Annotated in this window: 23 protein-coding genes; 16 read left to right on the top strand and 7 right to left on the bottom strand. The window is 71.8% G+C overall.

Annotated elements, in window-relative coordinates; genetic code table 11:
• Position 1: 1 nt before the first annotated feature.
• Positions 2–466, bottom strand: coding sequence for a MarR family winged helix-turn-helix transcriptional regulator (locus tag OG439_RS32975; RefSeq protein WP_247058219.1), 465 nt, complete (start codon positions 464–466; stop codon positions 2–4).
• 144 nt (positions 467–610) lie between these two features.
• Here OG439_RS32975 and OG439_RS32970 point away from each other — a divergent pair, with 144 nt between their 5' ends.
• Positions 611–1,006 (top strand): nitroreductase family deazaflavin-dependent oxidoreductase, encoded by a 396-nt coding sequence (locus tag OG439_RS32970; protein ID WP_326951676.1) that lies wholly within the window; start codon positions 611–613, stop codon positions 1,004–1,006.
• Here the strand turns inward: OG439_RS32970 and OG439_RS32965 are convergent.
• Positions 987–2,177, bottom strand: a complete 1,191-nt coding sequence (locus OG439_RS32965) for an acyltransferase family protein (RefSeq protein WP_326951675.1) — start codon at positions 2,175–2,177, stop codon at positions 987–989. The two genes, OG439_RS32970 and OG439_RS32965, sit on opposite strands and share 20 nt — an antisense overlap.
• 56 nt (positions 2,178–2,233) lie before the next feature.
• Positions 2,234–3,139: a LysR family transcriptional regulator gene (locus OG439_RS32960; RefSeq protein WP_326944593.1), complete on the bottom strand. Its 906-nt coding sequence runs from the start codon at positions 3,137–3,139 to the stop codon at positions 2,234–2,236.
• Positions 3,140–3,231: 92 nt separating this feature from the next.
• On the opposite strand from OG439_RS32960, the gene OG439_RS32955 reads away from it, so the two are divergent.
• The 5 genes from OG439_RS32955 to OG439_RS32935 all read left to right on the top strand — a co-directional run bounded on the left by OG439_RS32955 (position 3,232) and on the right by OG439_RS32935 (position 6,630).
• Complete coding sequence (locus tag OG439_RS32955) at positions 3,232–4,539, top strand: FAD-binding oxidoreductase (RefSeq protein WP_326944592.1); 1,308 nt, start codon at positions 3,232–3,234, stop codon at positions 4,537–4,539.
• Entirely contained in the window at positions 4,536–4,973 is a 438-nt protein-coding gene (locus OG439_RS32950) for an oxygenase MpaB family protein (protein ID WP_326944591.1), read from the top strand. The genes OG439_RS32955 and OG439_RS32950 overlap by 4 nt, the downstream gene beginning before the upstream one ends.
• A 52-nt stretch (positions 4,974–5,025) precedes the next feature.
• Positions 5,026–5,982: a non-homologous end-joining DNA ligase gene (gene ligD, locus OG439_RS32945; protein WP_326944590.1), complete on the top strand. Its 957-nt coding sequence runs from the start codon at positions 5,026–5,028 to the stop codon at positions 5,980–5,982.
• Positions 5,983–6,155: 173 nt separating this feature from the next.
• Positions 6,156–6,359, top strand: coding sequence for a hypothetical protein (locus OG439_RS32940; RefSeq protein ID WP_326944589.1), 204 nt, complete (start codon positions 6,156–6,158; stop codon positions 6,357–6,359).
• Positions 6,352–6,630, top strand: a complete 279-nt coding sequence (locus OG439_RS32935; protein ID WP_326944588.1) for a hypothetical protein — start codon at positions 6,352–6,354, stop codon at positions 6,628–6,630. Before OG439_RS32940 ends, OG439_RS32935 begins: the two co-directional genes overlap by 8 nt.
• A gap of 22 nt (positions 6,631–6,652) precedes the next feature.
• On the opposite strand, the gene OG439_RS32930 is transcribed toward OG439_RS32935, so the two are convergent.
• Positions 6,653–7,411, bottom strand: coding sequence for a CDP-alcohol phosphatidyltransferase family protein (locus OG439_RS32930; protein ID WP_326951674.1), 759 nt, complete (start codon positions 7,409–7,411; stop codon positions 6,653–6,655).
• A gap of 70 nt (positions 7,412–7,481) precedes the next feature.
• Here OG439_RS32930 and OG439_RS32925 point away from each other — a divergent pair, with 70 nt between their 5' ends.
• Genes OG439_RS32925 through ribA form a run of 6 tightly spaced genes read left to right on the top strand, consistent with a single transcriptional unit; the run spans position 7,482 to position 12,408 of the window.
• The gene (locus OG439_RS32925; protein WP_326944587.1) at positions 7,482–8,438 is read left to right on the top strand and encodes a zinc-dependent alcohol dehydrogenase; all 957 of its coding nucleotides are present in this window, start codon (positions 7,482–7,484) and stop codon (positions 8,436–8,438) included.
• Between the two features lie 32 nt (positions 8,439–8,470).
• Positions 8,471–8,869, top strand: a complete 399-nt coding sequence (locus tag OG439_RS32920; RefSeq protein WP_247058211.1) for a 6-pyruvoyl trahydropterin synthase family protein — start codon at positions 8,471–8,473, stop codon at positions 8,867–8,869.
• A complete protein-coding gene (locus OG439_RS32915) occupies positions 8,866–9,933 on the top strand; it encodes a glycosyltransferase family 4 protein (RefSeq protein ID WP_326944586.1) in 1,068 nt (355 codons plus the stop codon). Before OG439_RS32920 ends, OG439_RS32915 begins: the two co-directional genes overlap by 4 nt.
• On the top strand, positions 9,930–10,757 hold the full coding sequence (locus OG439_RS32910; RefSeq protein ID WP_326944585.1) for a class I SAM-dependent methyltransferase: 828 nt from the start codon (positions 9,930–9,932) through the stop codon (positions 10,755–10,757). Before OG439_RS32915 ends, OG439_RS32910 begins: the two co-directional genes overlap by 4 nt.
• Positions 10,754–11,773, top strand: coding sequence for a lysylphosphatidylglycerol synthase transmembrane domain-containing protein (locus tag OG439_RS32905; protein WP_326944584.1), 1,020 nt, complete (start codon positions 10,754–10,756; stop codon positions 11,771–11,773). The genes OG439_RS32910 and OG439_RS32905 overlap by 4 nt, the downstream gene beginning before the upstream one ends.
• Positions 11,770–12,408, top strand: coding sequence for a GTP cyclohydrolase II (ribA, locus tag OG439_RS32900; protein ID WP_247058202.1), 639 nt, complete (start codon positions 11,770–11,772; stop codon positions 12,406–12,408). The genes OG439_RS32905 and ribA overlap by 4 nt, the downstream gene beginning before the upstream one ends.
• Here the strand turns inward: ribA and OG439_RS32895 are convergent.
• Positions 12,397–13,095: a creatininase family protein gene (locus tag OG439_RS32895; RefSeq protein WP_326944583.1), complete on the bottom strand. Its 699-nt coding sequence runs from the start codon at positions 13,093–13,095 to the stop codon at positions 12,397–12,399. The two genes, ribA and OG439_RS32895, sit on opposite strands and share 12 nt — an antisense overlap.
• 27 nt (positions 13,096–13,122) lie before the next feature.
• Between OG439_RS32895 and OG439_RS32890 the strand changes: the two genes are divergently transcribed.
• The 4 genes from OG439_RS32890 (at position 13,123) to OG439_RS32875 (ending at position 17,291) form a co-directional block, all read left to right on the top strand.
• Entirely contained in the window at positions 13,123–13,923 is an 801-nt protein-coding gene (locus tag OG439_RS32890; protein WP_326944582.1) for an inositol monophosphatase family protein, read from the top strand.
• Positions 13,924–14,059: 136 nt separating this feature from the next.
• On the top strand, positions 14,060–15,523 hold the full coding sequence (locus OG439_RS32885) for a serine/threonine-protein kinase (protein ID WP_326944581.1): 1,464 nt from the start codon (positions 14,060–14,062) through the stop codon (positions 15,521–15,523).
• A 121-nt stretch (positions 15,524–15,644) separates the two neighbouring features.
• Positions 15,645–16,703 (top strand): glycosyltransferase, encoded by a 1,059-nt coding sequence (locus OG439_RS32880; RefSeq protein ID WP_326951673.1) that lies wholly within the window; start codon positions 15,645–15,647, stop codon positions 16,701–16,703.
• Between the two features lie 162 nt (positions 16,704–16,865).
• On the top strand, positions 16,866–17,291 hold the full coding sequence (locus OG439_RS32875; protein ID WP_326944580.1) for an SLATT domain-containing protein: 426 nt from the start codon (positions 16,866–16,868) through the stop codon (positions 17,289–17,291).
• A gap of 99 nt (positions 17,292–17,390) precedes the next feature.
• Here the strand turns inward: OG439_RS32875 and OG439_RS32870 are convergent, their stop codons facing one another.
• Together OG439_RS32870 and OG439_RS32865 are read right to left on the bottom strand one after the other, a co-directional pair.
• Entirely contained in the window at positions 17,391–20,639 is a 3,249-nt protein-coding gene (locus OG439_RS32870) for a GH92 family glycosyl hydrolase (RefSeq protein ID WP_326944579.1), read from the bottom strand.
• A 166-nt stretch (positions 20,640–20,805) separates the two neighbouring features.
• Positions 20,806–21,699 carry a LysR family transcriptional regulator gene (locus tag OG439_RS32865; protein ID WP_326944578.1) on the bottom strand — a complete coding sequence of 298 codons (894 nt, stop codon included), beginning with the start codon at positions 21,697–21,699 and terminating at the stop codon, positions 20,806–20,808.
• Position 21,700: the final 1 nt, after the last annotated feature.

The following is a 21,700-nucleotide window of genomic DNA, read 5'->3' as shown; positions in this document are numbered from 1 at the left end:
GCTAGCAGGCGGGGCCTTCGCAGGAGCCGCGTTCGTAGGCCTCCAGCGTCGAGATCACCAGCTTGCGCTCGGCCGGCGTCAACGGCGTGAGCGCGTTGCTCCAGGCTTGCGCGCCGCGGGCCAGCCAGGCGTCGACGGCCGGGCGCTTGTCCGGCTGGATGCTGACGATCGTGCGGCGGCGGTCGGCGGGGTCTTCGGCGCGGTTCAGCACGCCCTGGCGGCTGAGGTCGCCGACCATCAGGCTCGCCGTCGTCGGCGCCACCTCCAGGCGGCCGGCCAGCTCGGTGACCGTCATCGGGCCGTCGAAGAGCAGGTAGGACAGCAGCGAGAGGTGCCGCGGCGCCAGCGTGCAGCCGTTGAGCTCGTCGGGGACCGGAGTGCGCTTCGCCCGGCCGACCAGGCGCGGCATGAGCAACAGGAGCTGCCGCACGCCGTCTTCGACACTCGGCCCGGCTTCCGTTGACATCGCACTCCTCCCGTCGGTAGCTTTGTTTGCAAAACAAACGCTTCGGCCGCTCCCGAGCCTACCTCGGGTACCGATCGAGCGTACCGGCAAGAAACAGGGGTTGAGATGACGTCCGAGGTTCCGGGTTTGACCGAAGTTCGCGCGATGAACCAGGGGGTCGCCGAGGAGTTCCGCGCGAACGAGGGTGTCGTCGGCGGCATGTTCGAGGGCAAGAACGTGCTGCTGCTCACGACGATCGGGGCGAAGAGCGGCGAAGAGCGCCTGTCCCCGCTGGTCTACACCCGCGACGGCGACCGCCTGGTGATCGCCGCGTCCATGGGTGGCGCGCCGAAGAACCCGGCGTGGTTCCACAACCTGGTCGCGAACCCGAAGGTGACGCTCGAGGTCGGCACCGAGAAGTTCGAGGCGACGGCCACCGTGATCGCCGACCGCGCCGAGCGCGACCGCCTGTACGCGGGCATGATCGCCCACGCCGAGGGCTTCGCCGACTACGAGAAGAAGACCGACCGGATCATCCCGATCATCGTCCTGGAGCGCTAGGAACCGACGTCCTGGCCGACGCCGGGGACGGCTCGACGCGAGGCTCGGCAGGCTGCTCGGCGGCCTCCCGCTCCTCGCGCCGGGCCTCCTTGCGCGTGATGATCCGCTTGCCGACGTCGATCAGCGGCTTCTCCACCCAGCGGTGGATCAGGTCCGCGATCGCCAAGCCGACCAGGAACACCGTCAACGCCGTGACCGTGCGGTTCACCACGAGCCCCGGCACCGCCTGGACGACGGCGAAGTGCACCGGGCCCTGCAGCAGGTAGAGCGAGTACGACCGCTCGCCGACGAAGCGCATCGGCGCCGTGCCGAGCAGCCGGCCCAGTGGGCCCGGGCTGACCAGGACGATCAGCAGCAGCATCGTCAGCACCGTGTACCCCACGAGCAGCAGCAGGTTCTGCCGCGACTCGTTCCACAGGGTGTCGAGGTTCGTGTGCAGCAGGCCGAACGCGGCGACGATCGGGATCGCGGCCAGCGGGTGCGTCAGCGGCTTCAGCAGCGCGTACCCGCGGCGGTAGTGCAGCAGGATGGCCAGCAGGCAGCCGCTGGCCAGGATGAAGTAGTGGATGGTCGAGCGGTAGATCGCGACCTTCGAGTCGCCGAGGATCCAGCCGCCGGTGGTCAGCGGCACCAGGGCCAGCAGCGTGACCATCGCCACGCCGACCAGCAGGAACTTGCGCTTGGCCGCGCCGATCCCGATCGCGACGAGCAGGAACGGCCAGACCAGGTAGAACTTCTCTTCGATGCCCAGCGTCCACGAGCCGCTGAAGAAGTTGTCCGTGCCGTTGGTGAACGAGGGCAGGAACTCGTTGAGGAACGTCAGGTAGAACTTCAGCGCGTTCGGGAAGTCGCGGGCGTGGAACTCGCCGCGCAGGACGACGAACGCGACGATGCCGCCGAGGATCACCAGGTACGGCGGCAGGATCCGGAAGACGCGCCGGATGTAGAAGTTCGACAGCGAGATCCGGCCGGTGCGGTCCTGCTCGCGCAGCAGCAGCGTCGTGATCAGGAAGCCGGACAGCACGAAGAAGATGTAGACGCCGACCCAGCCCGACAGCCAGCCCCACTTCGGGCCGCCGAAGTGGAAGAAGATGACCATCGTCGCGGCCAGCGCGCGCAGGCCGTCGAGCCCGGGGAAGCGCCGGCTGCCGAGGTAGTCCTCATGGCTCATCGTGCGCAAGACGTTCCCCCATCAGTGTCACAGTCGGGGGCGAGTATAGGGCGTGGCTACGGACGCCCCGGCGGTGTGGGGCGGGGCAGGTGCGTCCGGGCGAACGCGATCAGGGCGCGGGCCGCCGGGCCGATCGGGCCCTCCGCGCGCCACGCCAGCGCCAGCACCCCGCGCAGCCGCGGCCGGACGATGCCGAGCACCCGCACGTCACCCTCGTGGTAGCGGGCCAGGGACTCCGGCACCACCGCCACGCCGAGGCCGCGCACCGCCAGCTGCACCAGCACGTTCGGGTCCGCCGCCTCGAACGCGATCCGCGGCGTCAGCCCTTCGGCCGCGAAGGCCCGGTCCAGCGCCGTGCGCAGGCCGGTGCCCTTCGGCAGGGCCATCAGCGGCGGCCCGGCCAGGTCGGCCAGCGCGACCTCCGCGCGGCCGGCCAGCGGACCCGACGGCGCCGTGACGGCCAGGAACGGCTCGTCGATCAGCACCTGCGTCGTGATGCCCGGCGGCGGCTCGGCCGCGAGACCGACGACCGCCAGGTCGAGCCGGCCCTCCCGCAACGCCGTCAGCATCGTGTCGGAGTTGGCCTCGGCCAGCGTGATCTCCACCGCCGGGTAGCGCTCGTGGAACCCGGCCAGCAGGTCCGGCAGCCCGACCGGGCCCGCCGACGTCACGGCGCCGAGCGCGACCTGGCCGCGGACCAATCCGGCCAGCTCGTCGACGGCTTCGCGCACGCCTTTCACCGCCGCGAGCGCGGCGCGCGCGTGCGGCAGCGCGGCCGCGCCGACGTCGGTGAGCCGCACGGTGCGGCCGGAGCGGTCCAGCAGCTCCTGGCCCAGCTCGCGCTCGAGCCGCCGGATCTGGGCGCTCACCCCGGGCTGGGCGACGTGCATCCGCTCCGCCGCGCGCGTGAAGTTGCCCTCCTCCGCGACGGCGACGAAGTACGCGAGCTGGTGCAGTTCCATAAGCACTGATTCTAGCCGGGATACCAACCAGATCTTGGACTTCTGATCGTCGCGGACCGAAGGTGGAAGGAGCGCCGAAGGAGGAGTTCACGATGGACGTCACCCCGCTCACCGGCCAGGTTTTCGAGCCCGGCCAGGACGGCTACGCCGACGAAGTCGCCGGGTTCCAGCTCGCCGTCGCCAGCCGGCCCGCCGTGGTCGTCGGCGCCGAGACCGCCGCCGACGTCGTCACCGCCGTCCGGTTCGCCGCGGCCCAGGGCCTGCGCGTCACCGTGCAGGCCACCGGGCACGGCCTGACCGCGGGTACCGACGGGCTGCTGATCAGCACCCGCCGGCTGACCGGCGTGGACGTCGACGCCGCGGCCGGCACCGCCCGCGTCGAGGCCGGGGTCCGCTGGGGCGCGGTGCTCGAAGCCGCCGCGAAGCACGGGCTCGCCCCGCTCAGCGGCTCGTCGCCGGACGTCGGCGTTGTCGGCTACACCCTCAGCGGCGGCTTCGGCCTGATGGCGCGGAAGTACGGCCGCGCCGCCGACGACGTGCGCGCGATCGACGTCGTGACCGCCGACGGCTCGCTGCAGCACGTCGAGGCGGGTTCGGACCTGTTCTGGGCGCTGCGCGGCGGCCGGGCGGACTTCGGCATCGTGACCGCGCTGGAGATCGGCCTGGTCCCGGTCACCGAGCTGTACGGCGGCGGTCTCTACTTCGGCACCGGCGACATCCCCGCGGTGCTGCGGGCCTGGCGCACGTGGGCGTCGAGCGCGCCCGACACGCTGACGACGTCACTCGCGATGATCCCGTACCCCGACCTGCCGATGGTGCCGGAACCGTTGCGCGGCAAGCACATCGCGCACGTCCGGGTCGCCTACCTCGGCGACGGCGGTGACGACCTCGTCGCGCCGCTGCGGGCCGCGGCGCCCGCGTTGCTGGACACGCTGAAGCCGATGCCGTTCAGCGAGTCCGGCTCGATCGCGGCCGAGCCGCCGCACCCGCACGGCTACCACGGCACCAACGCGACGGTCACCCAGCTCAACGACGCCATGCTCGACGCCATCGTCGAACACGCGGGCCCCGGCGCGGACGTCGACACGGTGCTGATCGTCGACCGGCTGGGCGGCGCGCTCACCCGGCCGGCCGCGGTGCCTGGCGTCGGCTGGGACAGCGCGGCGGAGTTCGTCGTCCGGGCCCTTTCCGTGGTCGAGGCCGGGATCGAGCCGGTCCGGCGGGCGCACGCGAAGCTGTTCGACGCGCTGACGCCGTGGTCGAGCGGGCGGCTGCTGCCGTTCGTGTACGGCGAGCAGGACCCGGCGGAGGTCGCCGAGAGCGTCTACCCGGCGGGCGACCTGCGGCGGCTGCGCGAGCTGAAGCGCGAGTACGACCCGAAGGCCACGTTCGGTTCTTGACACGACGTTCCCTGAGCAAGGTCGACAGCGGAAACCTGGTCCGGCACCCGGTGAAGCGGACGCGGACCACGCTCACCTACCTCGCCGTCGCCACGATGGGCACCGACGCCGAGCGCGCCGCCTACCGCCGCGGCGTCAACCGGGCCCACGCCCAGGTCCACTCGGCGCCGGACAGCCCGGTGACCTACGACGCCATCGCGGCCGCACCGGCCCGGCGCTTCCACCGCTTCGTCACGACGGGCTTCCTGCCACCGCACTTCCGCGCGGAGATGCACCTGACCTGGACGTCGGCCGACCAACGCCGGTTCGACGCACTCCTGCGCGGAGTCGGCGCGGTGGTCCGGCTCAGCCCGGGCCCGCTGCGGCGGTTCCCGTGCAACCTCTGCCTCTGGGACCTCCGCCGCCGGCTGCGCACCGGGCGTCGGCCGTTCTGAGGAAGGCTCGCAACGAGTTGACCGCTTCGCGCGCGCGGGCGAAGGTGGGCCGATGAGCAGCGATGAGCTCCGTCACGGCGTGAAGCTGAGCAGTCTCGACCAGGAGGTCTTCCCCGGTGCGGGGGCCACCAAGCGCGAGATGCTCGACTACCTCGAAGCGGTCGCCGACCGGATGGTGCCGGAGCTGCGCGATCGGCCGTTGTCGGTGGTGCGGGTGCTGCGCGGCCAGGGGCCGTTCATGCAGAAGAACCTGCCGAAGTACACGCCGGACTGGGTCGAGCGGATGCCGCTGTGGGCCGACCGCTCGCGCCGCGAAGTCATCTACGCGCTCGGCAACGACCTGCGCACGCTGATCTGGTTCGGCAACCAGCGGGCGATCGAATACCACGTGACGCTCTTCCGCGGCGAGCCCACCACCGGGCCGACGCACCTCGTCCTGGACCTCGACCCGCCGGAGGAAGGCCCGTTCACGCTGGCGATCGACGCCGCGAAGCTGGTGCGGGAGGCGCTGCAGGCCGACGGCCTCGACGGCGCCGTCAAGACCAGTGGTTCGAAGGGCCTGCACGTCTTCGTCCCGCTGGCCCCGGGCCAGTCGACCGAGGACATCGCGGCGGCCACCCGGGCGGTGGCGGCCCGGGCCGAGCGCATCGACCCGGCGCGCGGCACGACGGAGTTCGTCAAGGACCGCCGTGACGGCAAGGTCTTCCTGGACTCGACCCGCTCCGGCGGCGGCACGGTCGTCTGCGTCTACAGCCCCCGCAACCGCCCGGGCGCGCCGGTGTCGTTCCCGGTCCGCTGGGCCGACCTGGACGGCGTGAAGCCGTCGGACTTCACGGTCCACACCGCGCCGGCCCTGCTCGCCGACGGCGACCCGTGGACGGCGGAGATGCCGGAGCCGTTCGTGCTGCCGGCGGACCTCGTCGAGGAGGGCCACACGATCCCGGTCGCCCGGGTGGCCGCGATGCACGAAGGCAAGCGCCGCGCCAAGGCCGCCCGCGAGTCGGGCTAGGTTCACCCGTTCACCCGCCCGCCCAGCGGTACCACTGTGATCCTGAAACCACTTAGCGTGACTCCCGTCCGGTCCACGAGTCAGGGAGGCGTCATGCACGGATGTTGCAGTAAGTGCACAGGTCAGGGCTGTGGGTGCTGCGGTAGCTGTAACTAGATAGCTAAGGTCCACGCATGGATTCGCGGCAGACGGCGTTCGTGGCGGCGGCGATCAAGGACGAACTCGCGAAAGACGGGGTCGAGCTTCCGCCTGAGCGTCTCTCCAGGATTGGTGAGATCGCGACCAAGGCGGCGATCACGTGGATGATCGGCGCGGCCAAGGAAGGCATGATCGACGCAGTGCACGTCGACAGTGAGGATCCCCGTCGTGGTGCGTAAGTCCTTGGTGCTGGAGCGACCGCGGGGGAGCGGCATCAACGGGCGTCCCGCGCTGGCGGACAACCTCAAGCACCTGGCCTTCCACGACGACGGCGTGTTCCGCACCTGGTGCGGCCAGGAAGTACCGCGTGAACACCAGTGCCCGGCTGTCGGACGGCGACCGGATGGAACGTCCGGGGCCGTCCTCACGTGCTGGGACTGCGACCTGCTGTACAAACGGGAGCGCGGTCTGCCGGTCACGCCGGACCACCCGGCTTACGACCGTCACTGAGGTTCGCCGCCCGCGAGTCGGGTTAAGCGGCCTGGTTTTGGCCCGGCAGGGCGGTGCCGTGGCCGAGGCGGCGGGTGAGGACCACGATCGGCGCCGGGCGTTCCGCCGGGACGCGCGTCCGGGCCAGCCAGACGACGTCGCGGCCGAACGACCAGACCAGCGACGTCAGCGCCACCACGACCGCCGCGAACGTCCACGCCACCGGCAGGATCTCCGATACCGCGACCACCAAGACCACGCCCTGGACCGCGGCCACCGTCTTGCGGGCCATGCTCGGGTACAGCGGCGCCGTCAGCCACGGCATCGCCCACGACGCCGCGACGAACGCGTAGCGCATCAGGCCGATCGCCAGCACCCAGAGGCCGAGCTTCTCCGACACCTGGACGCACAGCAGCAGGATCAGGAACGCGTCGACCTCCATGTCGAAGCGCGCGCCGAACTCCGACGTCGTCCTGGTGCGGCGGGCGACCTGGCCGTCGACGCCGTCCAGCGCCAGGGCGACGGCGATCAGCGCGACCAGCCACGCGATCGGCTGGTGGGCGTCCGCGATCAGTTCCGCGGCGCAGCCGACGAGCGTCGCCCGGGCGAAGGTGATCCAGTCCGCCGGGCCGAAGGCGTCACGGCCGGTGCGTCGCAGGCCCCAGCCCGTCAGCAGCACCAGCGCGAGGCCGAACACGAGCCCGGTCGCCCAGGCGATCGGCGCGAGGCCACCGGCGACGGCCCCGGCGGTGAGCACCCACGCCGGCACCGCCGCGCGTAGGAGAAGTCCGTGCTTGATCATCGTCCGCTCCGCGAATTTGCTCATAGGGTGGCGGCGACACCAGCCTCCGGTCGCCTGCTAGGAGAAACACGTGGAACGCGCTTTCTGGGTTCAAAAGCCGGGCGAAGGCGAGATCCGGCCCGTGACGCTGCGCGACCCCGGACCGGGCGAAGTCCTTGTGCGCACGCTGTATTCGGGCGTCTCGCGCGGCACCGAGACCCTCGTGTTCCGCGGCGGCGTCCCGGCGAGCCAGTACGACGTCATGCGCGCGCCGTTCCAGGACGGCGAGTTCCCCGGCCCGGTGAAGTACGGCTACCTCAACGTCGGTGTCGTCGAGACCGGCGAGCTCCGGGGCAAGACCGTCTTCTGCCTCTACCCGCACCAGACCGCGTACGTCGTCCCGGTGAGCGCGGTGACCCTCGTGCCCGACAACGTCCCGCCCGGCCGCGCGATCCTCGCCGGCACCGTCGAGACCGCGGTCAACGCCGTGTGGGACGCGCGGCCGCGGCTCGGTGACCGGATCGCCGTGATCGGCGCCGGGATGGTCGGCTCGAGCGTCGCCAAGCTGCTGTCCGGCTTCCCCGCGACGCGCGTGCAGCTCATCGACGTCGACCCGCGACAGAAAGAGATCGCCGACGCACTCGGCGTCGACTTCGCGACGCCGGAAGCGGCGCTGGGCGACTGCGACCTCGTCGTCCACGCGAGCGCGTCCGAAGCCGGCCTCGCGAAGGCGCTGGAGCTGCTCGCGCCGGAGGGCGAGGTCGTCGAGCTGTCCTGGTACGGCGACCGGAAGGTCAGCGTGCCGCTCGGCGAGAACTTCCACTCGCGACGGCTGACGATCCGCAGCAGCCAGGTCGGCACGGTCGCGCGCCCGGACCGCGACTACGCGCAGCGGCTCGGCGTCGCTCTCGATCTTCTGGCCGATCCGGCGTTCGAGGCGCTGGTCAACGGCGAATGTGCGTTTGCCGACCTGCCGTCGGTGTTACCCCGGTTGGCCGCGAATGAACTTTCCGCCCGCTGCCTCCGTGTCATGTATCAGCCGCAGTAACCACGTCCACCCCGAACGCATCGGAGGTCTTGGTGTTCAGCATCACCGTCCGTGACCACGTGATGGTCGCCCACAGCTTCCGCGGAGAAGTCTTCGGACCCGCGCAACGCCTGCACGGCGCGACCTTCGTGGTGGATGCCACCTTCCGCCGCACCGACCTCGACGAGGACAACATCGTCGTCGACATCGGCAAGGCCACGGAAGAGCTCGGGGCGGTGCTGAGCGACCTGAACTACCGCAACCTCGACGACGAGCCGGTGTTCAAGGGCATCAACACCTCGACCGAGTTCCTCGCGAAGGTCGTCGCCGACCGCCTCGCCGACGCCATCCACGCCGGCCGCCTCGGCGAAGGCGCGCGTGGCCTCGAAGGCATCACCGTCTCGCTGAAGGAATCGCACGTCGCCTGGGCGAGTTACGAGCGTGCGCTGTGAACGGCCTCTACGTGATCCTGCCCGGTGACGTCGACGACCCGGCCGTCCCGAGCGGCGGCAACACCTACGACCGCCGGATGTGCGACGGCCTCACCGCCGCCGGGCTGGACGTGCACGAGATCGCCGTCAGCGGCAGCTGGCCGCGGCCGGACACCGAGGCCCGCGCGGTCCTCGGCCACCTGCTTTCGGCGTTGCCCACCGGCTCCGCCGTGCTGCTCGACGGCCTGGTCGCGTGCGGTGTGCCCGAGGTGATCGTCCCGCAGGCGCGCCGCCTGTCGCTCTCGGTCCTGGTGCACCTGCCGCTGGCCGACGAGACCGGCCTGCCGCCCGCGCTCGCCGCCGAGCTGGACGCGCTGGAGCGCGAGACGCTGCACGCCGCGAGCTCGGTCGTCGCGACCAGCGAGTGGGCGGCGCGACGGCTGATCCGCCACCACGGCCTGGCCCCGCACCGCGTCCACGCCGTGACGCCCGGGGTCGACCCGGCGCCGCTGTCGATCGGCACCGACGGCATGTCGCGCCTGGTCTGCGTGGCCAACGTGACCCCGCGCAAGGGCCAGGGCGTGCTCGCCCAGGCCCTCGAGACCGTCGCCGACCTGCGCTGGACCTGCGAATGCGTCGGCGGCATCCGCCGGGAGACGAAGTACGTCGAGCGGCTGCGCGAGCACCGCCTCGGCGCCCGGTTCACCCTCACCGGCCCGCGGACCGGCCCGGCGCTCGCGGCGACCTACCACTCCGCCGACCTGCTCGTGCTGCCGTCGCGCGCCGAGACGTTCGGCATGGTCGTCACCGAGGCCCTCTCCCGCGGCGTGCCGGTGCTGACCACCGACGTCGACGCGCTGCCCGACACCGTCGGCGTCGCGCCGGACGGCTCGGTGCCCGGGATGCTCGTGCCGGGCGACGACGTCGAAGCGCTCGGTGCCGCGCTGCGCCGCTGGCTGACCGAAGCCGACCTGCGCAAGCGTTTGCGCACGTCGGCGCAGCTGCGCCGCGAGACGCTGACCGGCTGGGACGCCACCGCGCGCCGGATCGCCGAGGTGCTGCAGCGGCAGGAGGCGGCCGCATGACCGCGTTCGCACCGGCCTGGCTGTACCTGCGGGAACCCGCCGACGCCGCGGCTCGCGCCACCGAGCTCGTCGACACGCTGCGCGAGAACCTGCCGGAAGGCGACCTGGTCATCCGCGACCTCGGCTGCGGCACGGGGTCGCTCGGCCGCTGGCTGGCCGCGCGCCTGCCCGGCACGCAGCGCTGGATCCTGCACGACGAGGATGCCGAGCTGCTCACCCGCGCCCGCACTTCGCTGCCGGCCGCCGCGCTGGACGGCAGCCCGGTCGCCGTGGTCGCCGAGCAGCGGGACGTCACCGCGCTGCGCGCCGCCGACCTCGCCGGGACGTCGCTGGTCACCGCGTCCGCGCTGCTCGACCTGCTGACCGAGGACGAGGTCGCGGCGCTCGCCACGGCCATCGTCGAAGCGGGCTGCGCGGCGCTGCTGATGCTCTCGGTCACGGGCCGGGTGGAACTCTCGCCCGCCGACCCGCTCGACTCCGCCCTCTCCGCCTCGTTCAACGCCCACCAGCGCCGGCTCACCGGCGGCAGGCGGCTCCTCGGCCCCACCGCGGGCGACGTCGCCGCGACCGCGTTCGGCAGGCTCGGTGCCACGGTCGTCCGCGCCGAGAGCGCCTGGCGGCTCGGACCCGATCAGGCCGAGCTGCAGCGGCAGTGGCTCGAGGGCTGGGTCGGCGCCGCCGTCGAGCAGCTGCCCGAGTTGCGCCCGGCCGCCGACGTCTACCTGCAGCGCCGGCTGGAGATGGCGCAGGCCGGCGAGCTGCACGCGGTGATCCACCACGGCGACCTGCTGGTCCTGCCGCCGAGCCTGGAGGTGGCGGCGTGAAGTGCGCGCTCGCCTGGCTGCGCATCCTCGGCGCCGTCGGCATCCTCGCGGTGCTCGTCTGGCAGCTCGGCAGCGGCGCCTTCCTCGACGGCCTCGGCCGGATCGACACCGTCGGCGTGGTGGCCGCGCTCGGCATCGGCTTCGCGACGACGCTGTTCAGCGCGGGCCGCTGGCAGATCGTCGCCACCCGGCTCGGCCTGCGGCTTTCGCTGCGGACCGCGGTCGGCGACTACTACCGCGCGCTGTTCCTCAACGGCGTGCTGCCCGCGGGCGTCCTCGGCGACGTCCACCGCGCGGTCCAGCACGGCCGCGAGTCCGGCGACGTGCCGCGCGGCGTGCGTGCCGTCGTCCTCGAACGCACCGCCGGGCAGGTCGTCCTCATCGGCTCCGCCGTCACCGTCGTGCTGGCCTGGCCGGGGGTCGTGCCGGGCGCGTTCCGCCAGGTCGTGACGCTCTGCGGGGTCGTCGTGGTGCTGCTCGCGGTCGCCGCCGCGGTGATCGGCCGGACGGTCGGCGGCCGCTGGATCCACAGCCCGTCGAAGGTGCGCCGCGGCTTCGCCGCCACGCTCGCCGACGTCCGCTTGGGCCTGCTGACCCGCGAGACGTGGCCCGCCGTCGGCTTCCTGTCGGTCGCGACGCTGGCCGGGCACCTGGCGCTGTTCGTCGTCGCCGCCCGCGTCGCCGGCGTGGCCGCACCGGTCGGGCAGCTGCTGCCCCTGATGATCCTCGCGCTGCTCGCGATGGGTCTCCCGCTCAACGTCGGTGGCTTCGGCCCGCGTGAAGGCGTCTGCGCCCTGCTCTTCGGCGCGGCCGGCCTCGGCGCCGCCCAAGGTGTCACCGTCGCCGTCGTCTACGGCGTGCTCTCGCTGGTCGCGAGCCTGCCCGGCGCCGGTGTCCTGCTCGTCCGGAGCATCGCCGGGTTCCGCCTGGCCCGCGCTCCGCACGCCGGAACCGTCCCCGCCCCGCGCAAGGCGGCCGACGTTCCTGTCGAATCGGAGATGGGATTGAAGTCATGACCGCAAGCGAAGCCGTCGAAAACCTGCCGCACCGGGCCGTGGTCGAGCGGGTGGTCGACACCCGGCTCCCGACGCGGCACGGGACCTTCCGCGCGGTCGGCTACCTCGACCGGACCGGCACCGAGCAGGTCGCGCTGGTCCACGGCGAGATCACCGAGCTCGGGACGCTCACCCGCGTCCACAGCGAGTGCCTGACCGGGGACGTCTTCGCCTCGACGCACTGCGAATGCGGCGACCAGCTGGCGGCGGCCCTGGACCGGATCGTCGAAGAGGGCGCCGGCGTGCTGATCTACGTCCAGGGTCACGAGGGCCGCGGGATCGGCCTGCTCGCCAAGCTCAAGGCGATGCGCCTGCAGGACGAAGGCCTCGACACGGTGGACGCGAACGTGGCCCTCGGCCTGCCGATCGACGCCCGCGACTACCACTCGGCGGCCGGCATCCTGCAGGACCTCGGCGTCCGCTCGGTGCGGCTGCTGTCGAACAACCCGGAAAAGGCCAACCAGCTCACCCGCTACGGAATCCGCATCAGCGAACTGGTTCCGCTGCTGGTTCCGCCGAATCCGGAGAGCCTCCGCTACCTCCGGACCAAGGCCGAGCGGATGGACCACCTGCTCCCGCACCTGTCAGGCGCTTAACACCTCGAGCACCGCGGCGAAGCGCTGGACCAGCGTGTCCAGCACGACGTGCCCCTTCGCCGCGGTCGCCAGGGACGGCCGGCCGACGACGCCCGACTCCGTGTACGCCCGCAAGCCCAGCGTCAGCAGGTGTTCGCGGTCGGTGACGTGGTCGGCCGTCTCGTAGCCGGGCCCGACCAGGTGCGGGTGCGCGTGCAGCAGGATCGACGTCTCCAGCTCGCCCGCGTGCATGTCGTCGTCCAGTGACGTCCGCAGGCCGGCCGCGGTGTGCGCGGCCTGCCAGTCCGCGACGCCGGGGAAGAGCGCCATCGACCCTTTCGACTCCTGGACCACATTGGACAGTACGTAGTTGCCGCCGTGCCCGTTGACCAGCACGAGCCGGTCCACGCCGGACGCTTCGAGCGAGTCCTTGACGTCGGTGACGACGGCGTGCAGCGTGCGCGCGGAGACGCTGACCGTGCCGGGCCACGCGGCGTGCTCGTGCGAGCAGGAGATCGGGAGCGGCGGCAGGTGCAGCACGGGGTAGGCGTCGGCGACGGCCTTGGCCAGCGTCGCGGCGATGACGGTGTCCGTCACCAGCGGCAAGTGCGCGCCGTGCTGCTCGAAGCTGCCGATCGGCAGCACCGCGACCGCCGCCCGCCGCCGCTGCTCGTCGGCCGTGGTCGCGAGCGGGAACAGGTCGGTCATGGCGCACCCCTTCTCTATGTTGGTGGCATGAGCGAGCATGCCGCACTGCTGGACGTCGCGCGCGAAGCCGTGGCGAAAGCGACCGCGATCATCCGGTCGCGCCCGACCTTTTCCGTTTCCGCGAAAGGTGATCGCGACCTGGTGACCGACGTCGACACCGCGGTCGAGGACGCGCTGCGCGAGTTCCTCGCCGCCGAGACGCCGGAGATCGGCGTCCTCGGCGAGGAGCGCGGGCGCAGCGGTGACGGTGGTGATCGCTGGTGGGCGCTCGACCCGATCGACGGGACCGCGAACTTCGCCCGCGGGATTCCACTGTGCGGGATTTCCCTGGCGCTGGTGGACGGCACGCAGAGCACGGTCGCGGCGATCACGCTGCCCTATCTGGGCGTCACCTACACGGCCGCGGAAGGCGAAGGTGCGTTCGCGAACGGGGAGCGCGTCCGCGCGTCCGCCGCGACCGAGATGTCGGACGCGATGATCGCCGTGGGTGACTTCGCGATCGGTGAACTCGCGGACGAGAAGAACCGCGCCCGGCTGTTGCTCCTTTCGGACCTCGGCGCGCGGGCGCAGAAGATCAGGATGTACGGCAGCGCGGCGATCGACCTGGCGTGGGTGGCGGACGGAAAGCTCGACGCAGCACTGATTCTGGCCAACAAACCGTGGGACACGATGGCCGGCGTGCTGCTGGTGCGTGAGGCCGGCGGCGCCGTCGTCGACCGCGACGGCAGCGAGCATTCGGTCGATTCCACGGCCACGATCGCCGTCGGTGCCGGGCTGCGCAAGGAGATCGTGGACGCGCTTGATCGTGCCCATGGGGTTGTTCGTTAAGATTCCGGGTACACGGTGGGCAGCGCCACGTGCGTGATTGCACTGTCCGCGCAAGGTTTTCGGTTACGTTGGTACCGGTCGGCGGATGAGCCTGGCATGCTGGCCGGATCTCGTGGGCCGCTTCGGAGAATGGTGGATGCTCGTGGAAAGTCGCCGGATCCGCGATCGGTACCGGCTGATCGAGCCGATCGGCGGCGGCGCGATGGGCACGGTGTGGCGCGCGCAGGACGAGCGGCTCGACCGCACGGTGGCGATCAAGGAACTCCTGCTGCCGCACGACCACGACGAGGACCGCACCGAAGAAGCGAAGAACCGCGCGATGCGCGAGGCGCGGATCGCGGCCCGGTTGCAGCATTCCCACGCGATCACGGTGTTCGCCGTCCTCGAGGAAGAGGACCGGCCGTGGCTGGTGATGGAGTACCTGCCGTCGAAGAGCTTCGCCGTCCTGATCCAGGAGGAACCGGTTCCGGTCGACGACGCCATCCGCGTCGGCGCCCAGATCAGCTCCGCGCTGGCGGGCGCGCACCGCGTCGGGATCGTCCACCGCGACGTCAAGCCGGCCAACATCCTGGTCTCCGACGACGGCACGGCGAAGATCACCGACTTCGGCATCTCCCGCGCGATCGGTGACGTCAAGCTCACCGCCACCGGCGAGATCGCCGGAACGCCCGCGTACCTCGCGCCCGAGATCGCCCGCGGCGAGGACGCGAGCTTCGCCGCCGACGTCTTCTCCCTCGGCGCCACGCTGTACGCCGCCGTCGAGGGCTCGACGCCGTACGGCACTTCGGACAACCCGATCGCCTTGCTCTACAAGGCGTCGAGCGGGGAGATCGAGCCGCCGGTCAAGGCCGAGCGGCTGACCCCGCTGCTGCTGCGGATGCTCGCCCCCGAACCCGCCGAGCGGCCGTCGATGGACGAGGTCGAGCGGGAGCTGCGGGCGCTGCTGACGGACGACGAGCCGGGGGAGGCCGTGCTCGCGGCGACGATCCCGGAGGCGCCGGCCGCCATGCCGGCCTCGGCCGTCATCCCGCCCCCGCCGGGCGAGGTCGCCGCGGTGTCGCCGGGCGCGCGCAAGGGCATGATCGCCGTCGGCGCGGGCGCGGCGCTGCTGTGCGTCGCGGTCGTCGTGGCGATCCTGCTGGTCGTGCGCCAGAAGCCGCCGCAGGACAACGCCGCCCCACCGGCCTCGCCGGCGCCGTCCACCTCGGCTTCGGCCCCCACCTCGGCCTCGCCGTCCCCGACACCCCCGCCCACCTCGGCGCCGTCGACCTCGGCGCCGCCGACGTCACCGACGATTTCGACGGTGGCGTCCGCGAAGAACGCCGCCGACGCGCTCAACTCCTACTACCAGTTGCTCCCGGGCAACCCGGCGGAGGCGTGGAAGCTCCTGACCGCCCACTTCAAGGCGTCGCGCAGCCAGACGTATGACACGTACACGCGCTTCTGGAGCCGGTTCAAGTCGGTGAACGCCAGCGGCGTGAGGGAGGTCGGACCCAACCGGGTCACCGCGCACGTCGTCTACGACGGCGGCCAGGCCGAGAACGACACCTTCACCATGGTCCAGGAGAACGGCGTCTGGATGATCGACGGACAGGGCTGAACCGACCCGGTGCCGGCCACGTGTGACAGATGAGCCGTCATCGTCGTCGACCGCGCCTGGAGGTAGCCGTGTCCGTTTCCACCGCCCTGCCCCGGCGTCCGCGATGAGGCCCGCCGACCCGATGGTCTTCATCCTCCCGGCCGCGCCGCCGGGCAGCGACAGCTACGACAAGCGCATGTGCCAGAACCTGCCCGCCGTCGGGCAGCCGGTGCTGGAGCTGCCGATCGTCGGCGACTGGCCGGAGCCGGACGCGACGGCTCGCCGACGGCTCGCGCGGTCGCTCATGGCGCTGCCCGACCGCACGGTGGTGCTGCTCGACGGCATGATCGCGGCCGGCGTCCCCGAGATCGTCGTCCCGCACGCCAGACGGCTGCGGCTGGCCGTGCTGGTCCACCAGGCCCTCGCCGACGAGCCCGGCCTCGACCCGGCGCGCCGCGCGGAGCTGGACGCGTGCGAGCGCGAGACGCTGCGGATGGCGGGCATGGTCGTCGCGACCAGCCCGTGGCTGGCCCGGCTGCTGATCGACCGCCACGACCTGGACCCGAGCCGCGTCTACGTGGCGAAGCCGGGCACGGACGCGGCCCCGCTGGCCGCCGGCGCGGACGGCGTGTCCCGCCTGCTGTGCGTCGGCGACGTCACCCGCCGCAACGGACAGGACGTGCTGGTCGAGGCCCTGGGCGAGGTCGACCACCTCGCGCTGTCGTGCGTCTGCGTCGGCTCGCTCGAGGTGTCCCGGGGTTACGTCGACGAGCTGGGCTGGTCGATCGAGCGCCTCGGCCTCGGCGGCCGGATCACGCTGTCCGGCGACGCGGTGGACCTGGGCGCGGCCTACAACGCGGCGGACCTGCTGGTGATCCCGTCGCGCGGCGGCGCGTCGGGCATGTTCGTGGCGCAGGCCCTGGCCCGCGGCATCCCGGTGCTGGCGACCGAGGTGGGCGGGGTGTACGACGCCCTGGGCGTCGACGCGGACGGCGAGATGCCGGGCCTGCTGGTCCCCCCGAACGACCCGTTCGCCCTGGCGGACGCCCTGCACCGCTGGTACGCGGACCCGGAGCTACGCCGATCCCTGCGCACGGCGGCGCTGGGCCGGGGAAGCGCACTGGAGGAATGGGACGTCGCGGCAAGACGGCTGACGCAGGTGCTGTCGAGGTTGGCGTCGGAGCCACGCATCGTCGCCTGACCCTTGTGGTGAAGGCGCGAGGTCCGAGAACCTGACGCGATGTGGCCCAGACGCCGGACCTCGTCGCCGACCGAACTCACGTCTGAGCGGGGTTATCTGGAACTGGTCGGGCGGCAGCCCGACCTACCGCTCCGCGATGCCTTGCTCGGTTTCCGCGATCTCGTGTCCGCGGACATCGAGTGGATCGATTCGCGCAAGAAGCGGTTCAAGAGGCCCGCGTCGCAGGTGCGGGTCGCCACACTGGCGCTCACCGGGTTGTCCACGATCGTGCTCGGTATCCCGGAGATCCCAGCGCGGGCGTCGATCGCCCTGCCGCTGGTCGCGGCGGTCACGCTGCTTGCCGGGCTGGAGACCTTCTTCACCTGGCGTTCGCGCTGGCTGCTCATGGAGGAGACGCAGTACCGGATGAACCGGCTGCGCGACGACATGGACTACTACCTGGTCACCACACCGGCCGCGGACCTCCGGAGAGACCGGCTCGATGGCTTCTACGCCGAGCAGCAGGATCTGTGGGCCGAGGTGAGCCGCCGGTGGGTGGAGTTCCGGAAGCACGACCGGGCGCCGCAGCCGGAGGTCCGGCCGTCCTGACCTCCCCGCGAAGTTCGCCGCCCCGACCGAAAAGCCGTGAAGGCCTCCTTACCGGCCATAAGAGCCGGTAAGGAGGCCTTCACGGCTTTCAACGAGCGCTCACGCCAGGGTGAGCGCGTAGATCTCCACCCGCGGGTCGTTCGGCAGGCTCACCGACTGCAGGGTCTTCCCGCCGTCCAGCGCCGCCGAGATGCCGAACAGCCGCACCGCCGGCCCGTCGACGCCGCTGCCTGCCTTGATCCGGTGCGGCATGTCCAGCACCACCGGGCTGCCCGATCCCGCCCAGTCGCCGAACGTCGCGGCTAGGTCGGCGCTCGTGCCGTCCGTGTAGTGCGCGGTCAGCGTGGTGGTCACCGGGCCGTTGTGCGACGACCCGACCAGCCGCAACGCCGCGTGCGCACCGGCCGGGAGCAGCAGCGACTGGCCCCGCGCCTCGACGAAGTTCGCCGCGGTCCCCGACGCGTCCGGTGCCGCGTACGTGACGCCGTCCCAGGTCACCGGCCCGGCCGCCGGCAGCAGCGCGGCGTCGTAGCTCCAGCCGCCGCCGTCGAAGTTGCCCTCGGACGACGCCGCGACCGTCGCCGTGCCGTCGTGGTTGTAGTCGCGGCCGAGGTCGACCGCGCACTGCGTCCCGGCGGAAGCGCACGCCGACGGCGTCCGGACCTCGATCGACACCGAGCGGGAAACCGTGTTCGCGCCCAGCCCGGCCGCCTTGACCTGCACCGGGTACGTCCCGGCGGCGGTGCCCGCGGGCACCGTCACCGTGATCGGCACCGTCTTCGACGTCGGGAGCCGCCCGGACCAGATCACCTGGATCGGCTGGACCTTCGTCTTCCACCCGGCCGGCGCGGTCGCCGTCACGGTCACCGGCTGCAGCAGCGGGTTCTGCGCGACGACGTCCAGGTCGAAGTGCACCTGCTGCGCCGCGCCGGCCGGGATCACCACGGACGTCTGCCGCAGCGACGCGTCGACGTGCCGCCGCAGGTCACCGACGGCGTTGTTCACCGACGGCGGCTGAGCGCCGGCCGAAGTCCCCCACGAAGACGGCTTCGAGCCGAGCTTGTGGTTCAGCGTGCCGCCGTGGGCCAGGGCCGGCCAGTCCAGCGACGTCTGCCGGACGTCGCGGCCGTTGAGCGACACGCTCTGGACGTACCGGTTGGTGTCGCTCGCACCCGGCGCGTTCACCGTGAGCGTGCCGCCCTGCGACCGCCCGTACTGACCGATCCGGACGGTCGCCGACTCGAACTGCGGGCTCGACACGGCGAGGAAGTTCGCGCCGCTCATCGTCGGGTACAGCCCGAGCGACGAGAAGACGTACCACGCGGACATGGTGCCGAGGTCGTCGTTGCCGGTCATGCCGTCCGGGCCGGTGGTGAACAGCGTCATCGCCGCGCGGACGACGGTCGCGGTCTTCGCCGGCGCGCCGACCCAGTTGTACATGTACGGCGCGAGCAGGTCGGGCTCGTTGTTCGGGTTGTACGTCGGCTTGCCGTAGTAGTCGTATGGGCTGGCGATCCAGTCGTTGCGCGCGGTCCCCGCCGGGTCGGTGAGCAGCTTGTTGTAGACGAAGAACGAGTCGAGCCGCTTCTCCGTCGCGGGCTTGCCGCCCATCAGCGAGACGAGCCCGGCCGGGTCCTGCGGCACGAGCCACTGGTACTGGTAGGCGCCGCCCTCGTGGAACTGGTGGTCGGCGTCGACCGGGTTGTACGGCGTGAGGAACGTGCCCTCGGTGGTGCGCGGGCGGAACGCTTGCGTCGAGGAGTCCCAGAGGTTCTTGTACCACTGGCCGCGGTCGGCGAACATCCGCGCGTCGGCCTGGTGGTTCAGTCCCTTCGCCATCAACGAGAGTGCCGCGTCGGCCGCCGAGTACTCCATGGTGGCGGACGCCGGGTGCTCGCAGTCGTTGTCGCCGCCCTTGGCCGCGCAGTCCGTGCCGAGCGTCAGCCCGCTCGGGATGTAGCCGCGGTCGTTGTAGTAGTCGACGCCGGAACGTCCGTTGTACGGCGAGTCGGCGGGCGGCGTGCTCGTCGCGTTCTTCTTGAGCAGCGCGTACGCCTCTTCTTCGTGCCCGGCGAGCAGGCCCTTCGACCACGCCTCGACGAGGAACGGCGTCACCGGGTCGCCGGTCATGATGTTCGTTTCGCTCTCGGCCAGCGCCCAGCGCGGTAGCCAGCCGCCGTCCCGGCCGATGGCGACGACCGACAGCGCGACGTCCCGCGCGACCTGCGGTTCGAGCATTTCGAGCAGCTGGTTCTGGGGCCGGTAGGTGTCCCACAGCGAGAAGTTCTGGTAAGGCGTGTACCCACTCGCTGCGTGCACCTTGGCGTCGAAGCCGGTGTACGTGCCGTCGGTGTCGCCGGCGAGGTTCGGGTGCAGCTGCGAGTGGTAGAGCGCGGTGTAGAACGCCGTCTGCCGCTCGGTCGTGCCGCCGCCGATCTTGATCGCGCCGAGCCGGTCGGCCCACTGCTGGTGCAGCGCGGCGCGGGTGGCGTCGAAGTCGTAGCTGTCGTTCGTCTCGGCCGTGAGGTTCTTCCGCGCGCCGTCGAGCCCGGTGTAGGACAGCCCGACCTTGAGGACGACGTCGTGGTCGGTGGTGGCGTCGAAGCTCGCCCAGGCGCCGTTGCCGCCCGTGCCCGCGGCGTCGCGGCTCGCGGGCGTGCGCGTCGAGCCGCGCCAGGTGCCGTAGGAGCTGAACGGCCGGTCGAAGGTGGCGGTGAAGTAGACGGTGTGCTCGTCGTGCCCGGCGCAGAACCCGCCGGCACGCACGCGGCCCTCGAGGGTCCGGTCGCCGACGACGTGGATCTCGGAGTCCTTGACGGACTGGTTGGCCTGGCCGGTGTTGAACAGGACGTTCGCCTGGCCGGTCGACGGGAAGGTGTAGCGCTGCCAGCCGGTGCGCGCGGTCGCCGTCAGCTCCGCGTTCACGCCGTACTTCTGCAGGCCGACGCGGTAGTAGCCGGGCTCGGCGTGCTCGTCGTCGTGGCTGTAGGTGGACTTGTAGGCGTCCTTGTCAACGTTGTCGACGGCGCCCGTGGTCGGCATGATCGGCAGCTCGCCCATCACGCCGCAACCGACGCCGGACAGGTGCGTCTGGCTGAAGCCGTAGATCGCGTTCTGCAGGTAGTCGTAGCCACCCTGCCCGCCGGTGTCCGGGCTGACCTGCACCATGCCGAACGGCGCGCTCGCGCCGGGGAAGGTGTTGCCGAAGTTCTGCGTGCCGACGAACGGGTTCACCAGCGACACCGGATCGGCGGCCGCCGGCGCGGCTTGCGCCACGGCGGGGGCCAGGCCGACGACCACCACCCCCGCGGCCACCGCGGCGGCCAACCGTCTGCTCTGCGACCACATGGGCGCACCTCCCAGGAAATGACAACGTTGTCAGAAGCGGACCTTTGGTCACGTCCTCGGTCCGGTGAGCACCTTTCCACCTCGATGGGCGTTTGAGAAGCCCTCAACCGGCCGCGTCGCGCAGTAACCGAGCATCGTCACTGACAGCGTTGTCGGCGAGCGGCGTTCACTCCGGAGCCGGCGGCCGGAACCTGTCCTCATCGGACAACGGGTTCCGCGCGACGGCGAGCAGCGCGGCGATGCTCGGCTTGCGCTCGTCCCGCCGCCGCCAGGTCATGGTGACGCTGGTTTCCGCGCCGGCCAGCGGAATCGCCGTCGCGCCGGCGTGCTCGACGATCCCGGGCACGATCCCGCACCCCAGCCCCTGCGCGACGCACCGGCACAACGCGGCCAGGCTCCCGACCTCGGCCTCGATGACGGGCCCGTCGATCCGGTCCAGCATCTCCCGGAAGCCACAACCTCGTTGCGTGGCAAGGAACCCGACGCCGTGGAGATCGCCGGGCCGGATCTCCGCCTTGGCCGCCAGGGGATGACCGTCGGGCACGATCACGACGAGCGGTTCCGTACCGAGCACCTCACTGGCGAAGGCGGGGTCGGCGGGCGCGTCCCCGAAGGTGAAGCAAACGTCCATTTCGGACTCCCGGACGGCCGCGTACAGCTCGCCGCGGCCGCCTTCCCGAACCGAGACCCGCACCCGCGGCCACCGCCGCCGGTACTCCTTGAACATCCCCGGAACCCGGTGCGCGCAGAGGGTTTCGAGCGCCCCGATCGTCAGCTCGCCTTCAGGTTCACCACGTTCGTCGTCGACGGCGGCCTTGGCCTCCTCGACGAGCGCGAGCACCCGATCGGCGTACCCCACCAGCCGCTCCCCGGCCGCGGTGAGCGCCAGCCGCCGGCCGCGCTCGAACAACGGCGTCCCGAGTTCGCCTTCGAGGGCCTGCACTTGCTCGGTGACGCTGGACTGCGCGTAGTGCAGCTCACCGGCGGCCCGGGTGAAGTTGAGCGTCCGCGCGACGACGCGGAAAGTACGCAGGTGGCGCAGTTCCATGGTGTCCCCCATC

The sequence above is a fragment of the Amycolatopsis sp. NBC_01307 genome (assembly GCF_035975215.1).
Lineage (GTDB): Bacteria > Actinomycetota > Actinomycetes > Mycobacteriales > Pseudonocardiaceae > Amycolatopsis.
Note: the sequence above shows the minus strand (reverse complement) of the source record. Positions and strands in the feature narration are given on the sequence as shown.